The sequence below is a fragment of the Antarctobacter sp. genome (genome assembly GCF_048262615.1).
Classification (GTDB): Bacteria; Pseudomonadota; Alphaproteobacteria; order Rhodobacterales; family Rhodobacteraceae; genus Antarctobacter.
In genome coordinates, this window is record NZ_JBLXFB010000004.1 from 1 (window position 1) to 14,394 (window position 14,394).

The window sequence follows — 14,394 nt, forward strand, 5'->3', positions numbered from 1 at the left end:
TGGACCACACCAACAAGCACGGCGACAGCAAGGTGCTGAAGGCATGCACCCTGCCGCTGACCGGCAAGGGCGTGGTCGACCGCATCATCACCAACCTCGGCGTGCTGGACGTGGTCGAGGGCGGCTTGCAGATCGTCGAGACCGCCGAGGGTATCAGCGAGCAAGACCTGCGCGCCGCCACCCAGGCGACAATCCTGTAACCCCCCCTTGCCCCGCGCCGTTTCGGATGCGGGGCAAGGCCCAAGGGTAGGGCGGCGGTGAAGCTGACCGGGTGCCCGCAAACGCGATGGCCTGTCGTCGCGCCGCCGATGGAATCGCCTGAGTGACGCACGTCATGGGCGATCACCCTTTTCCTCGCTTTCGGAAAAATTGCATTTTCAGTGAATTCTCAAGACCGGCGCATAAATCGGTTGCGCCGTTGCGCGCGCGGGAGGAACCGTGATGGCGGGACAACTGCGCCTGTCATCGGTTGCCCGCCTGACATTATTTTCAAAACCGACAGTTTGAAAGGATATCCGATGCGTTCATTTGTTATCGCGCTTGTTTGCAGCCTGTGTGCCTCTGCCGTTTCCGCCAGCCCCCTGACCTGCTGGTACAACTCTACAGGGGCGTTTACCGGCGCCGATGGCGGCAGCAGGGGGCTGCCAGAGTCCAAATGGGGGATGTCCTATGCCATCCCCAATCCGGAGGGCAGCGGCTCTGACGACTATGCCTATGTCATCATCCTGCCGACCTACGACAGCGGCAATGACTGCCCGGAAAGCGCGGAGTTGCGCAACGAATAGTGCGCCGCGACCGCGGATAACCGACTTTATGCCCGGCCCGCCAGTGACGGCGGGCCGGGCAATGAAGTCACGTCAAACGCTTGAATGGATAGGAGATCCATGATGGGCTTTTTGCGAAACGTGGCGGTTGCGGTGGTCTTGGCCTGTGCCGGCCCCGCGATGGCCGATGGAGTTGACCCGCTTTACGATCAAAACGGCAACTACCTTGGCGATGTCGAGATTGTCGGGGATGTCGTCGATCAGACCGGGACCGAATATGCGCGCCTTGATATCCGGTCATTGCGCCTGACGCTCTATGTCGATCCGGACGCCGTCTATGTGATGCTGGACCCGAACAATCCGATCATCCGGGGGCAGACGCCGTTTCATGGCTACTGGATCGGGTGGAATCCGGATCCGAGCGGCAACTGGCGGCGGTGTGATTATGGCGTCTACCCCGATCATACCGGGCGTGAACACCAATTGTACGGTGATCTTACGTGGACCAACCTCCGGTATTCTGAGCAAGACGGCTTGGTGTTTGCGATCGATCTGGGCAAATGCGGTGATCAGGTCACAAATTGGGCGACCAACTATGCCGGAGCGGCCCTCGGCGGTCACGGCGCAGCGGCGATGGACCCGTGGGATTTCGGTCATGTGCGGGAGATTTGCGGCAATGCGTCGGACTGGCAGGAGCGCGTAACTGGCTGTTCCCGCGTCATTGCGCACCCGGAGGCCACCGTCGAGGATGTGACCTGGGGTCTTTGGAACCGCGCCTATGTGCGGTGCGGGCAATCGGTTCCAGACACAGAGATCGTCGCCGACCTGATGTCCGCTGTCCGGCTCGAACCTTATGTGTGGCAGGAGTATTTCCGCACCGCGGGCGGCTATGCCGGGCCGATCAATGGCGAGGTCTCATACGAGCTGTATGAGGCGGTGGGACGCTACGTGATGGGAGGGTGCCGCTAGGTCGTCGTCAGGATGCGACAGCGGCCATAAAAACGGGGCAGGATCCGAAGACCCTGCCCCATCTCATTGCGCCCGATTTGGGAGGAGAGGGCGCAAATGCCGGTTCGACCTGGGTCGAATTACTTGGCTTTGGCTGCGGCGGTCGCTTTCTTGGCGTTCGCTGCAACGTCGTCCGTGGCTTTCTTGACGGCGGCCGAGGCGTCCTGCGAGAAATCCTTGCCAGCGGCCATCAGCAGTTCGACGGTGTCCATCTGAACTTTCTTGGCGATCTCGGCAAAGTTGTTGGCGTTCTCGGCGGCGATTTCGGCCTGCGCCGAAGCGAAGTCGGACAGCGCCTTTGCATAGTCAGCGGGCTCTGCCTTGGCTTTGGACATGTCGGCCATCTTGGCCAGTGTGTCCTTGGTCCAGGCGGCCGACAGCTCGGTCGACTTCTTGGCGGCTTCCAGCGCGACGCTGGACAGCTTTTCGCTCAGCGTGGCGGTGGTCTTGAATGCGCCTTCCATGGCTTTGGTGTCCACGGGGAATGCGCCCATCATGTCTTTCATCATGGCGGAGAAATCGTCGGTCTTTGTCATTTGTTCAGGTCCTTGATTCTGGTGTTGCCGGGGCGGCGTTTGGTACTGATGAGAAGATGGATGCTGCGGTGCAGCATTTCAAGGGGAACCTCTGCGGTGCGTCAAAAAGTCGAGGAAAATTGCGCCTGGAGCACGATCAACGCAGGCAAAGAAAAAGGGGCAGGATCCGAAGATCCTGCCCCAGGACATTGCGCCTGATTGGGAGGAGAGGGCGCAATTTCTGTTTCGGTCGAAACCGAAATTACTTGGCTGCTGCGGTCGCTTTCTTGGCGGTCGCGGTCATCTCGTCGGTGGCTTTCTTGACGGCGGCGGTGGCGTCTTCGGAGAAGTCCTTGCCAGCGGCCATCAGCAGTTCGACGGTGTCCATCTGGACCTTCTTGGCGATCTCGGCAAATGCGGCCATGTTCTCGGCAGCCACTTCGGCCTGAGCCGAAGCAAAGTCGGTCACGGCTTTGGCGTAGTCAGCAGGTTCAGCCTTGGCTTTGGACATGTCGGCCAGTTTGGACAGCGTGCCTTTGGTCCAGGTTGCCGACAGGTCGGCGGACTTTTCGGCGGCTTCCAGCGCAACAGAAGACAGCTTTTCGTTCATGGCGGCGGTGGTTTTGAACGCGCCTTCCATTGCCTTCGTGTCGATGGGGAATGCGCCCATCATGTCTTTCATCATCGCGGTGAAGTCCTGAGTCTGTGCCATCTTGATAAATCCTTGTCTGTCGCTGTCTCGGGCCCGCCCCGTGTTCAGCAGCTATCAAGAATATGCATGCTGCGGCGCAGCATTTCAAGTGAAATTCTGCGCCGCAGCATATGACACGCAAGCTATTGAATTTGCTTCGCGGCCTTCAGTTTCACATAGGTTCCGGGTGCCGGACAGATCGGTTCATAGCCCGAATCACCGGGAATGCGGGCCGGTACTTTCTTGCCTGACCGCTTCTTCAGCCAGGCTTCCCAGTGCGGCCACCAAGAGCCGTCATGGAACTCTGCGGTCTTTTTCCAGCCTTCGAAATCAAGGCTCATGTCTTCGAGCACGTAGTGCCCGTATTTGCCCTTGGACGGTGGGTTGACGATGCCGGCGATGTGGCCGGACTGTCCCATGACAAATTGCTTGGAGCGTGAGCCCATCAACTGCACCCCGCGATACACGTCCCGCGCGGCGGCGATGTGATCGGTCTCTGTCGCGATGGACATCACCGGGACATCCACATCCTTGACGCTCAAGGTCTCTCCGAACATCTCGAACGTGCCTTCGGCGAATTCATTGCGCTGGCACAGGCCGCGCAGGTACTGGCTGAACATGCGACCGGGCAGGTTGGCGCCGTCGCCATTCCAGTACAGCAGGTCAAAGGCGGGCGGTGTCTCACCCATCATGTAGGACCGGATTGCAGGCCCGTAGATCAGGTCGTTGGAGCGCAGGAACGAAAAGGTGCGCGCCATGATGAAGGAGGGCAGGATACCTTCCTGATTGATTTCCTCTTCGATGCCATCGGCAAAGTCGTCTTGCAGGAAGGGCGTGAATTCGCCTTGATCGCTGAAGTCGGTGAGCGCGGTGAAGAACGTGGCCGAGCGCACGGATTTGTCGCCGCGCTTTTTCATCAGCGACAAGGTCAGGCTGAGCGTTGTGCCGGCGATGCAGTAACCGACCGCATTGACCTTATCGACGTCGCAGACATCCTTGGCGATCTCGATGGCTTTCAGGAAACCCTCTTCGACATAGGCCTCCAGCCCGACATCGCGATACTTGGCGTCCGGGTTGATCCAGCTGACAACAAACAGGGTATACCCCTGATCGACGACCCAACGGATCATGCTGTTCTGAGGCTTGAGATCGAGGATATAGAACTTGTTGATCCAGGGCGGGAACAGAACCACCGGGGTTTCCTGAACCTGCTCGGTGGTGGGGCTGTACTGGATCACTTCCATCATGCGGTTGCGATAGATCACTTCGCCCTGCGCGGTGGCGATGTTCTCGCCGATCTCAAAGGCATTATCATCCGCCAGCCGCACCACCAGTTCGCCATTGTTGGCCTCAAGGTCCGCGACAAGGTTTTCCAATCCGCGCACCAGACTTTCACCCTCTGTCTCGACGGCTTTCATCAATGCGTCGGGGTTGGTGGCAAGGAAGTTGGTGGGGGCGAACATGTCGACGATCTGCTGGCTGAAGTACCGCAGCCGACGCTTTTCCTTTTCGTCCATGTCCTCGATCGCATCGACGGCCTGATGAATGGCGTCGGCGTTGATGAGATACTGCTGCTTGACGTAGTTGAAATAGGGGTGGTTGTCCCAAAGCGGGTTCTTGAAACGTTTGTCGCTGGGGCCGGGATCCTCGGGGGCCTCCAGCTTGCCGCGCGCCAGCTGCTGCTGGGCCTCGACAAAGGTGGTGACGGTCTTGCCCCAAAAGCTGACCTGTTGCTCGATCAGTTTGGCAGGGTTGTTCACCCATTCCTGAACATAGGCCTGCGCCGCCTTGGCATACAGCGCGCTGTCGGGACCATTCAACGCCTGCGGCGTCGGGTGGCGTCGGGTCAGTGCCGAAACAAGTCGCTTGCTGAGTTCTTCAACTCTATCAAGGTTCTCCTCCAGCCGCGCACGACTTTCGCCTGCGGCAACCTCGTTTATTGTCATCGGAACTAAATCCCCCTATCCTTCGCAGTTGCAGAAACTACCGTCGTGGGTTTCGGGGGGCAAAGCGACGAATTGGCTCGGGCTTGGGTTTGCGGATACCCGCCGACCCCACGAAACGAAAAGGAGCAGCCGTCGTGCGCTACATGGCCACCTACGACCTGATGGAAAGCATTCGCAACACGAATGCCTGGATGGGCGCGACCGCGCGCACACTTGCATCTTACCCGATTTTCGCTGCTGTTCCTAATCCGGCGTTGACCTGGATGGCAGCCTGGGGTGCCGTTACCGAACGGACCTTTGAACGTATGGTGGTCAAGCCGGACTGGGGCATCCATACCTTCACCTGCGAAGACGGCAAGGACCACCTTGTCGATATCGCCACCGTGGTGGAAAAACCCTTTGGCAACCTTATACATTTCAACGTCTCCGGTCGTGCCGAACAGCCGCGCAAGATCCTGCTGGTCGCTCCAATGTCGGGCCACTATGCCACGCTTTTGCGTTCAACCGTCAAGTCGCTCATCGTAAATTGCGAAGTCTATGTCACGGACTGGCACAACGCCCGCGACATTCCGGTGAGCTGCGGCAAGTTCGATATCGAGGATTACACGCTCTACCTGATGGACTTCATGCGCCATCTGGGGCCGGACACCCACGTGATTGCGGTCTGCCAACCGGCCCCGCTGACGCTGGCGGCGACTGCCTATCTGGCCGAGCTGGACCCCGATGCGCAGCCGCGCACACTGACCCTGATCGGCGGGCCAATCGACCCGGACGCGACGCCGACGGATGTGACCGACTTTGGCCGCCGCGTGACAATGGGGCAACTCGAAGAGACAATGATTCAGCGAGTCGGCTTCAAGTCCAAGGGGGTGGGCCGGATGGTCTATCCGGGCCTGCTGCAACTGGCGTCCTTCATGTCGATGAACGCAGAGCGGCACTCTGCCGCGTTTCAGGATCAGATCGGTCGCGTCGCACGGGGCGAGGCCTCGGACCACGACGCGCACAACCGATTCTACGACGAATACCTTGCCGTGATGGACATGCCCGCCGAATTCTACCTGTCAACGGTGGAGCGGATTTTCAAAAATGGCGAAATCGCCAAGAACGAGTTCGTCGTCGACGGCCACAAGGTGGACATCGGCGCGATCACGAATGTCGCGGTCAAGACCGTCGAAGGTGCCAAGGACGACATCTCGGCCCCCGGCCAGTGTGTCGCCGCGCTGGATCTTTGCACCGGCTTGCCGGATGAGAAAAAGGCCAGCCATCTGGAGCCGGGTGCCGGCCACTATGGTATTTTCGCGGGCAAGAGCTGGCGCAACAACATCCGGCCGCTGGTGCTGGAGTTCATCGACGCCAATTCCGGGCAGGAAAAGCCCGGTCCGGTGGCCGTCAATCTGGCGGATCACCGCTGAACCGGCCTTGATCCAACAGGGCGCGCCTCACGGCGCGCGCTGCTATCGTCGTCCTTGCGCGCACAGCGCGCCGTCCTCCGGTTTGGCGCTGTTGTCGATAGGGGGCACCGGACGAAGCGCTGCAATAAAAAGGCCGGCATCCGATGATGTCCGGCCTTTTGTATTGTCGGGACCAGCGGCGCGCGCGGTCAATGACCGTCGAAGGCGCAGAGGGCGTGGACGTCCATATCCATCGCCTCCAGCCGCTTGCGGCCCCCAAGTTCCGGCAGGTCGATGACAAAGGCGCAGCCGATAATCTGGCCACCCAGCCGTTCGACCAGCTTGATACCGGCCTCTGCCGTGCCGCCGGTGGCCAGCAGGTCATCGACCAACAACACCTTTTCACCGGCTTGAATCGCGTCATCGTGGATTTCCACCACGGCCTCGCCATATTCCAGCTGGTAGTCCTCAGAAATCACGGCACCCGGCAGTTTGCCCTTCTTGCGGATCGGGACAAAGCCTGCGGACAACTGGTGCGCCACGGCACCGCCAAGGATAAAGCCGCGCGCTTCCAGTCCCACGACCTTGTCGAACCGCACACCCGCATAGGGGTGCAGCAACTGGTCGATGGCCATGCGAAACCCGCGCGGGTCGGCAAACAGCGTGGTCACATCGCGGAACATGATTCCCTCGTGCGGGAAGTCGACGATGGTCCGGATGTAGTCCTTGATCTCGGTCTTGCGCGGCATGGGCACTCCTCAGTCAGACGCCGCCCTTGCGGTAGCGCGGGACAGGGCGCGTTGGCAAGCCTTCTGGCGGCGGCGAATCCCTGTCCACGGCGGGAGGCGCTGCGGGGTGAGGGGTTCAGGCGCGGCGCAGCGTTACGGTCAGCAGGCCCATGCCGATCAGAGTGGCCCCACCGGCCCGCGTCAGCCCGGTCAGAACCGAAGGGCGCGAGATCATCCGCCGCAGCCGGTCGGCGGCCAGCGCATAGGCCAGCGCGTTGAGCGCGGCGAGGGTGACAAAGGTCGTGACCAGAACGGCGAATTGCGGCAGCAGCGGTGCATCGGTTGCAACAAACTGCGGCACGAAGGCAATGAAAAAGGCGATGCTTTTGGGGTTGAGCGCAGTCACCGCCATGTTGTGTGCAAACACGCCGCGCGCCGTGACCTCTGTCGCGGGCAGGCTTAGTCCCTTGCTGGGGGCGGAGCGGATCAGCTTCACGCCCAGCCAGACCAGATAGGCGGCACCAGCCCACTTCAGGATCGTGAACAACGTGGCGGAGGCGGCGACCAGCGCGCCCAGCCCCGCCAGCGACAGGCTCATGGCGATGAAATCGCCGCTGGCCACTCCGGCGGCCGAGGCGACGGCAACCGAGCGCCCCTTGCTGAGGGCATAGGACAGGACCAGCAGGACGGTGGGGCCGGGGATCAGCAGCAGCGCGGTGGAGGCGGCGACAAAGGCCAGCCAGAGGTTCAGGTCCATGGTTTACTCCTGCGGCGGATAGTGGCGGCGCAGCGCCATCAGGTCCTGCGCGCCCAGATCCTTGGATTCATTGTCGTCCTGGGAAAAGATCGACGTCCCGAGGTACGCCGGGTTGCGAATGTCGGTCAACAGGCCAAGCGCCTGCGTCAACTCCTCGATCATGGCGGATTCGTAGTGGCGGATGTTCAGCCGGGTGCCAAAGATGATGCGCGCGCGCTGGATCTCTCCGGTTCCGCTGCGCGACCAGACAATGACCCGCGCGCCGGTGACTGTGGCCCCGTCCACGCCCTCGATCCCGGTGCCGTCAATCGGCGCCTCGCCATCGGTGTCGATCAGGTAGATCCATATGTCCGCCTCGGCCCCCGGACTGACCTGCCGCAGGGTGATCCCTGCACCCGCCCGGTTGATGAACTTGATCGCCCGCACCAGCGCGGCGCGCGCGCGCTTCTGCTTACCGCCAAGAAAGACACGGTCGATCTGTGTCAGTTGCACGCGCAGCGGGCGGTCGACCGGCCAGCGCACAAGAGCCTTGCGGCAGGGCTCTCCGGGCGGGGCGGCGCAGGCGACGAGGCGGTAGAAGTCATCATCGCTCAGCAGTCCCTCGGTTTCGACATAGTCCTCGGCGCTTGCCGCCGCGCAGGGCGGGGCAAGCAGCATCAGACCAAAGAGGAAGGCACGCAGCATCGCAAAAGGCTCAGTTGCCGCCCAGCATCCGGCCCGCCACCGCATCAAGCTTGGCCAGCAGGGCAGGGTCGCGTTTTTCCGGAGCGGTGAGCAGGGCGTATTCCAGCGCGCGGTCGCAGCCGTGCGGGCAGGGCGCGCGGTCGGCCCCCAAGAGGGCAGGAAGGCGGCGGATCATCTGACGGCTCTTGTCGGCGTTGCCGGTCAGGGTCTTGATGATGTCGGTGATGTCCACCGCGCCGTGGTCCGGGTGCCAGCTGTCGTAATCCGTCACCATGGCGATGGAGGCATAGCAAAGCTCTGCCTCGCGGGCGAGCTTGGCCTCTGGCATGTTGGTCATGCCGATCACGTCGCAGCCCCAGACCTCACGGTACATCCTGGATTCCGCGAGGGTCGAGAACTGCGGCCCTTCCATTGCCAGATAGGTGCCGCCCTTGTGTACGGTGATCCCGGCGTCCTGCGCGGCGGTATAGCAGGCATCGCCAAGGCGCGGGCAGGTCGGATGCGCCACCGAGACATGCGCCACGCAGCCCGTTCCGAAAAAGGATTTCTCACGGCCAAAGGTGCGGTCGATGAACTGGTCGACAATGACAAAATCCCCCGGCGCCATCTCTTCCCGGAACGACCCGCAGGCCGAGGCGGAAATCACATCCGTGACCCCGATCCGTTTCAGCGCGTCGATATTGGCGCGGTAGGGGACGGTGGTCGGGCTGTGCACATGGCCGCGCCCGTGGCGGGGCAGAAAGGCCATCTTCACGCCTTCCAGAGTGCCGGTCAGGATCTCGTCCGAGGGTGTACCCCAAGGGCTGTCCACAGCGCGCCATTCGGCCCCTTCCAACCCGTCGATATCATAGATGCCCGACCCGCCGATCACGCCGATCATGGTGTCTGTCATGGCTGTTATCCTCTTGCCTCGCGGCCCCGCAGCGGTGGACCTTTGGTGTCCGTTATTCATTATCGGGCAAGGTTGGAGCAAGCGGCGAAGGCGTCTGCAAGGGAATTTTGTCGTGACGCAGAGCGACCATAGAGGGCGCATGCAGGTCTGGCCCCGCCGCCGCTGGCCCAAAGCCCTGCGGTCTGTGTGGCCACGCCAACACAAAAAGGCCGTGAACTTGGGTGCAAAGCGCGCTAAACGGCTGGCTTGCTGACCGGGCCGCCTGATGGGTGGCCAACCATGCTGCATTGCAGTATGGCCTGTTTGCGCGAACATGAGGACCGTCCCGATGAGAAAAGCCATTCTGGCGACTTTCGCCAATCGCCTAGCTTTGCCCGATCTGTCGCTGATGCCGGACGAAAAGCTGACACCGGCCCGGTGGCGGATCGAACTGCTGGCTGGCTTGACCGTGGCACTGGCGCTGGTGCCCGAGGCGGTGGCTTTTGCCTTTGTGGCGGGAGTTCACCCCTTGGTGGGGCTTTACGCGGCTTTCCTCGTTGGTCTGGTGACGGCGCTGATTGGCGGGCGTCCCGGAATGATCTCGGGGGCGACCGGGGCCTTGGCCGTTGTCATGGTGGCGCTGGTGGCGCAGCACGGGGTGGAATACCTCTTTGCCACGGTGGTGCTGATGGGCCTGCTCCAGTTGATCGCGGGCGCGCTGCAATGGGGCAAGTTTATCCGCCTTGTGCCGCATCCGGTGATGCTAGGCTTTGTGAACGGGCTGGCCATCGTGATCTTTCTGGCACAGATGGGCCAGTTCAAGGTGCCGGGAACAATGGAAAATACCGGGCACGGTGTTGGCGGCGGCGAATGGCTGTCGGGTACGCCGCTATACATGATGCTGGGCCTGACGGCGCTGACCATGGTCATCATCTGGGTGATGCCCAAGATCAGCAAAGTGGTGCCTGCGCCGCTGGTCGGTATTTTCATCGTGGCGGCGCTGGTGATCGGCTTTGGGCTGGACGTGCCGCGCGTGGGCGACCTTGCCTCGATCCAGGGCGGGTTGCCGACCTTTCATTTGCCGGCGGTGCCGTTCAATCTGGAAACCCTTGAGATCATCCTGCCGTATGCGGTGATCCTTGCCGCAATCGGGCTGATTGAATCGCTGCTGACGCTGAACCTTGTCGGCGAGATGACCGGCAAGCGCGGCGGTGCCAGTCAGGAATGTTTGGCACAGGGCGCGGCGAACGTCCTGACCGGGTTTTTCGGCGGCATGGGCGGCTGCGCAATGATCGGTCAGTCGATGATCAACGTGAAATCCGGCGCGCGGACGCGGGTGGCCGGGATCGCGGCCGCGCTGTTCCTGCTGATCTTCATCCTTTTCGCCTCCCCTCTGATCGAATTGATTCCGCTGGCGGCGCTGGTCGGGGTGATGTTCATGGTCGTGATCGGCACCTTTGCGTGGAACTCTCTGACGATCCTGACAAAAGTGCCGCTGATGGATGCTTTTGTGATCCTTCTGGTGACCGTCGTCACGGTGATGGAGGACCTTGCCGTTGCCGTTGTCGTGGGTGTGATCGTCTCCGCGCTGGCCTATGCTTGGAACAACGCGCGCCGCATCGACGCCCACACGCGCGAGTCGGTCACGGATCTGGGGGCCAAGGTCTATGAGATCCGCGGCCCGCTGTTCTTTGGCTCTTCCGAAGGGTTTGGAGAGCTGTTTGATATCGAGAATGACCCCGATACCGTGATTGTCGACTTCAAGGAAAGCCGCGTGGTGGACCAGTCTGCCTTGCAGGCGATCGAAGCCCTGGCAGGCAAATACGAGGCGGCGGGCAAACAGATCAAGCTGCGTCATCTGAGCCGCGATTGCCACCGTTTGCTGAACAAGGCAGGGCACCTGATGATCGACAGCGACGATGACCCCGATTACGAAATCGCGGTGGATTATCACGTGCGGACGGGCATTCTGGGCGGGCACTGAGGCCCCCCCGATTATGCAAATCTCCGTGAAGGGTTTCCAAGGGCGTCCCACGGGACGCCCTTTTTGCTTTGTCGGACCGTTCAGGCGGGCGCGTGTTTCTGAAGCGCGGCAATGTCGCCCGCCTCAAGGGCCGGACGCGCGGCGGCGACCGCCTCTGGCGGCCAGTCCCACCAGCCAAGCGCGGTGAGCGCCGCAATCTCATCCGGTGCAAAGCGCATCCTGACCACCTGAGCCGGGTTGCCGGTGACGATGGCATAGTCGGGGACCGCGCCGCGCACCACGGCACCCGCGCCGACGATCACACCGTTGCCGATGCGGGCCCCCGGCAGGATCATCGCGCCGTAGCCAATCCAGACATCATGGCCAATCACCATGTCTCGTGTGTCAGGCTGATAGCCCAGCATCGTGTCGGGATCGAAGACCGCGAATGGAAAGGTGCTGATCCCGTCGGTTGCATGGTTGGCGGAACTGCCGATGAAACGCACGCCATGGGCGATCTGGCAATATTTGCCGATTGTCAGTTTCTCCTGACTGAAGGGGAACAGGTAGGGGGCAAGCCGGGTCGCCCAGTCTTCTGGCGGATCAAAGTCCGAGGCATAGGTGAAATCGCCGACCTCAAAGCGCGGATGGTCGATCACGTTTTTCAGATAGACGGTGCCGCGATGCGGGCTGCCGTCGGGCAGGATGATGGGATAGGCCGTATCGGCCCCGGGCAGAGGGGATGGAACAGGCATGATGCCTCCTTTGAACGCTGGATAATGTCAGGGGTTCAAAGGTGCTGGTCCATCGGTGCCTCCATTACTTTGCCGGTCCGATACCACATCATGCCGCCGATTTCGAGGGCCAAGCGACATGAGAATACGCATGGGAGGCATGCCTTGGCAGGCCAAACGGCCGGAATGGGAGGGGGCGATCACGCCTCCGTTTGGAGACATGACCCCGCCCACCTGTCGCGCCCGACGCTACTCGCCCGGTCGGTTCAGGCTGAACTTCTCGCGCACCACGGTATAGTCGCGATAGCCCATCCGGCTGAGCGGGTTGTAGCGCAGCACGTCAAAGATGCCGTCCACGATACAGTCATCGCGCATATGCACACCTGTGACCTCGCCGAAGACGGCGAAATTCGCCTCACCGGGCAGTTGCACGATCTGCGTCAGCTTGCATTCGAGGTTTGCGGGTGCAGCGGCCACGCGGGCGCAGTTGATGGTGTCGCACTCGGCCTTTTCGATGCCCGCAAGTTCGAACTCGTCAACCTCGCGGTCCCACGGGCCGGACGTCTGGTTCATCACGTCTTTCATCGCGTATTCCACGATGTTGACACAAAAGACGCCGGTCTCGCGAATCTGGCTGACGCTGTCCTTGGTGTCGCCCCGGTCCGGCTTGGCGCTGGTTGAGGAGAACATCACCTGCGGCGGGAAATAGGCGACCGCGTTGAAAAAGCTGTAGGGGGCCAGATTGTCGTGGCCGTCGCTGCCACGGGTCGAGATCCAGCCGATGGGCCGCGGGGTCACGATGGCATTGAACGGGTTGTGAGGCAGGCCGTGGCCGTCTTCGGGGCGATAGAACAAGGATCGTGCTCCTGTTTGCGCGTGGGTTTTGCGCGTGATACGCGGCCTTGCGCGGAAATGCACGTGGGTTGGAGGCAGTCGGGCAGTGTTCACACTTGCACAGGAAACGCCAGACGACTGGTGGGAAGTCGAGGCGCTGTTCGACCTGGCCTTTGCGCCGGGCCGTTCTGCCCTGTCGTCGTATCGCCTGCGCGACGACGTGGCCCCGGTTGCCGCGCTGTGCCGATTGGCACGGGATGAGGCGGGCACGCTGGGCGGCGCGATTCGCTATTGGCCGGTCCGGGTGGGGACGCATGATGCCTTGTTACTGGGTCCGGTGGCGGTGCACCCCATTGCGCAGGGCGAGGGGCTGGGCGCGGCGCTGATCCGCGACACCTCGGCGCGGGCGGCAGAGCAGGGCTATGCCCGTATCCTGCTGGTGGGCGATGCGCCCTACTACGGGCGCTTTGGATTTGAACGGCTGGAGGGGGTCGAGATGCCGCCGCCGACCAACCCGGACCGCATTCTGGGCCTGCCGCTGTCCCCCGGTGCATGGGACGGCGTGACGGGTGAGGTGACGCGCGCAGCTTGATCGCGCGCCCGTCAGAACCCATCTTTGACTGGATCAGGGAGGGTTTCCGCGTGTCCGATACAAAACTGCCAGTGGTGCAGCACCAGACTGAAATCGCCGCCTTGGCCAAACGCTATCGCGAGGCGGATTCACTGGGGATGCAGGTGTTGTCGCTGATTGGCGGCCATGCGGGCAACCTGCTGGAACGGCTGCCCGACGCGGCCAAGGACCGGCTGGAAGAGGCGACCCGGCGCGCGTTGACGGCGGCCATGCATGCGGCGCAGCGGTCGCGCTCGGTGGTGCCGGACCAGAAACACTGGCTCAACACGGCGGTCGCCACAGCGATGGGGGCGGCGGGCGGATCGGCCGGGCTGCCCTCTGCTTTGGCGGAACTGCCGGTGACGGTGACGGTGCTGTTGCGCGCCATTCAGGGCGTTGCGGCGGATCACGGGTTCGACCCGAGCGACCCGGAGATTGCCCGCGAATGCCTGAGCGTCTTCGCCGTGGCAGGCCCGATGGAAGAGGACGACGGCGCGGAAATGGGTTTTCTGGCGGCGCGGGTGACAGTGACGGGATCGACGATCTACAGCCTGATCGCCCGGATCGCGCCCAAGCTGTCGATTGCCATGGGCCAAAAGCTGGCGACCCAGACCGTTCCGGTGCTGGGTGCGGTGGCAGGAGCGGCGACCAACTATGCCTATACCAGCTATTATCAGCAGATGGCGCAGGTGCATTTCGGCCTGCTGGCGTTGTCACGCCGCTCTGGCATCCCGCGTGAGGTGCTGGTGCGAGAGTTGAAAGAGGAAATGGTCAAAGCACGGTTAACACTGAATTAAGCTTAACCGTGCTATCTGAGTCGCATCGGGGCGGAAAGCCTCGTTGCAAACCACCCGCCCCACGAGAGTGTCGGTCCCGTATCGGGCCCGGCCAAGAGCAA

The 14,394-nt window shown here is 62.0% G+C and carries 15 protein-coding genes and 1 pseudogene; 7 read left to right on the top strand and 9 right to left on the bottom strand.

Translation table 11 applies throughout. The features are described from left to right. The 3 genes and pseudogenes from ACN0S5_RS05350 to ACN0S5_RS05360 form a co-directional block, all read left to right on the top strand. A pseudogene (locus ACN0S5_RS05350) lies at positions 1-200 on the top strand (succinyl-CoA--3-ketoacid-CoA transferase); the annotation flags it as partial. A 318-nt stretch (positions 201-518) separates the two neighbouring features. Next, positions 519-785, top strand: a complete 267-nt coding sequence (locus ACN0S5_RS05355) for a hypothetical protein (RefSeq protein ID WP_417206678.1) — start codon at positions 519-521, stop codon at positions 783-785. 102 nt (positions 786-887) lie between these two features. Then, the gene (locus ACN0S5_RS05360) at positions 888-1,733 is read left to right on the top strand and encodes a hypothetical protein (RefSeq protein ID WP_417206680.1); all 846 of its coding nucleotides are present in this window, start codon (positions 888-890) and stop codon (positions 1,731-1,733) included. 119 nt (positions 1,734-1,852) lie between these two features. On the opposite strand, the gene ACN0S5_RS05365 is transcribed toward ACN0S5_RS05360, so the two are convergent. The 3 genes from ACN0S5_RS05365 to ACN0S5_RS05375 form a co-directional block, all read right to left on the bottom strand. Then, positions 1,853-2,308: a phasin, PhaP gene (locus ACN0S5_RS05365; protein ID WP_417206682.1), complete on the bottom strand. Its 456-nt coding sequence runs from the start codon at positions 2,306-2,308 to the stop codon at positions 1,853-1,855. Positions 2,309-2,549: 241 nt separating this feature from the next. Next, positions 2,550-2,999 (bottom strand): phasin, PhaP, encoded by a 450-nt coding sequence (locus ACN0S5_RS05370; protein WP_417206684.1) that lies wholly within the window; start codon positions 2,997-2,999, stop codon positions 2,550-2,552. Between the two features lie 122 nt (positions 3,000-3,121). Next, a complete protein-coding gene (locus ACN0S5_RS05375) occupies positions 3,122-4,924 on the bottom strand; it encodes a PHA/PHB synthase family protein (RefSeq protein WP_417206685.1) in 1,803 nt (600 codons plus the stop codon). A 134-nt stretch (positions 4,925-5,058) separates the two neighbouring features. On the opposite strand from ACN0S5_RS05375, the gene phaZ reads away from it, so the two are divergent. Further along, positions 5,059-6,336, top strand: a complete 1,278-nt coding sequence (gene phaZ / locus ACN0S5_RS05380) for a polyhydroxyalkanoate depolymerase (protein WP_417206687.1) — start codon at positions 5,059-5,061, stop codon at positions 6,334-6,336. Between the two features lie 188 nt (positions 6,337-6,524). Here phaZ and ACN0S5_RS05385 read toward each other — a convergent pair whose 3' ends face one another. The 4 genes from ACN0S5_RS05385 to ACN0S5_RS05400 form a co-directional block, all read right to left on the bottom strand. Then, entirely contained in the window at positions 6,525-7,064 is a 540-nt protein-coding gene (locus ACN0S5_RS05385) for an adenine phosphoribosyltransferase (RefSeq protein ID WP_417206689.1), read from the bottom strand. 115 nt (positions 7,065-7,179) lie between these two features. After that, positions 7,180-7,800: a LysE family translocator gene (locus ACN0S5_RS05390; RefSeq protein ID WP_417206690.1), complete on the bottom strand. Its 621-nt coding sequence runs from the start codon at positions 7,798-7,800 to the stop codon at positions 7,180-7,182. 3 nt (positions 7,801-7,803) lie between these two features. Then, the gene (locus ACN0S5_RS05395) at positions 7,804-8,484 is read right to left on the bottom strand and encodes a DUF2927 domain-containing protein (protein WP_417206692.1); all 681 of its coding nucleotides are present in this window, start codon (positions 8,482-8,484) and stop codon (positions 7,804-7,806) included. Positions 8,485-8,494: 10 nt separating this feature from the next. Further along, positions 8,495-9,376 carry an S-methyl-5'-thioadenosine phosphorylase gene (locus ACN0S5_RS05400; protein WP_417206694.1) on the bottom strand — a complete coding sequence of 294 codons (882 nt, stop codon included), beginning with the start codon at positions 9,374-9,376 and terminating at the stop codon, positions 8,495-8,497. A gap of 328 nt (positions 9,377-9,704) precedes the next feature. Between ACN0S5_RS05400 and ACN0S5_RS05405 the strand changes: the two genes are divergently transcribed. Continuing rightward, on the top strand, positions 9,705-11,339 hold the full coding sequence (locus ACN0S5_RS05405) for a SulP family inorganic anion transporter (RefSeq protein ID WP_417206695.1): 1,635 nt from the start codon (positions 9,705-9,707) through the stop codon (positions 11,337-11,339). Positions 11,340-11,419: 80 nt separating this feature from the next. On the opposite strand, the gene ACN0S5_RS05410 is transcribed toward ACN0S5_RS05405, so the two are convergent. Beyond that, positions 11,420-12,073 carry a CatB-related O-acetyltransferase gene (locus ACN0S5_RS05410; RefSeq protein ID WP_417206697.1) on the bottom strand — a complete coding sequence of 218 codons (654 nt, stop codon included), beginning with the start codon at positions 12,071-12,073 and terminating at the stop codon, positions 11,420-11,422. Between the two features lie 228 nt (positions 12,074-12,301). Further along, the gene (locus ACN0S5_RS05415; protein WP_417206699.1) at positions 12,302-12,907 is read right to left on the bottom strand and encodes a flavin reductase family protein; all 606 of its coding nucleotides are present in this window, start codon (positions 12,905-12,907) and stop codon (positions 12,302-12,304) included. Between the two features lie 85 nt (positions 12,908-12,992). Here ACN0S5_RS05415 and ACN0S5_RS05420 point away from each other — a divergent pair, with 85 nt between their 5' ends. After that, the gene (locus tag ACN0S5_RS05420; protein WP_417206702.1) at positions 12,993-13,478 is read left to right on the top strand and encodes a GNAT family N-acetyltransferase; all 486 of its coding nucleotides are present in this window, start codon (positions 12,993-12,995) and stop codon (positions 13,476-13,478) included. 50 nt (positions 13,479-13,528) lie between these two features. Continuing rightward, positions 13,529-14,293: an EcsC family protein gene (locus tag ACN0S5_RS05425; RefSeq protein WP_417206705.1), complete on the top strand. Its 765-nt coding sequence runs from the start codon at positions 13,529-13,531 to the stop codon at positions 14,291-14,293. Positions 14,294-14,394 lie beyond the last annotated feature (101 nt).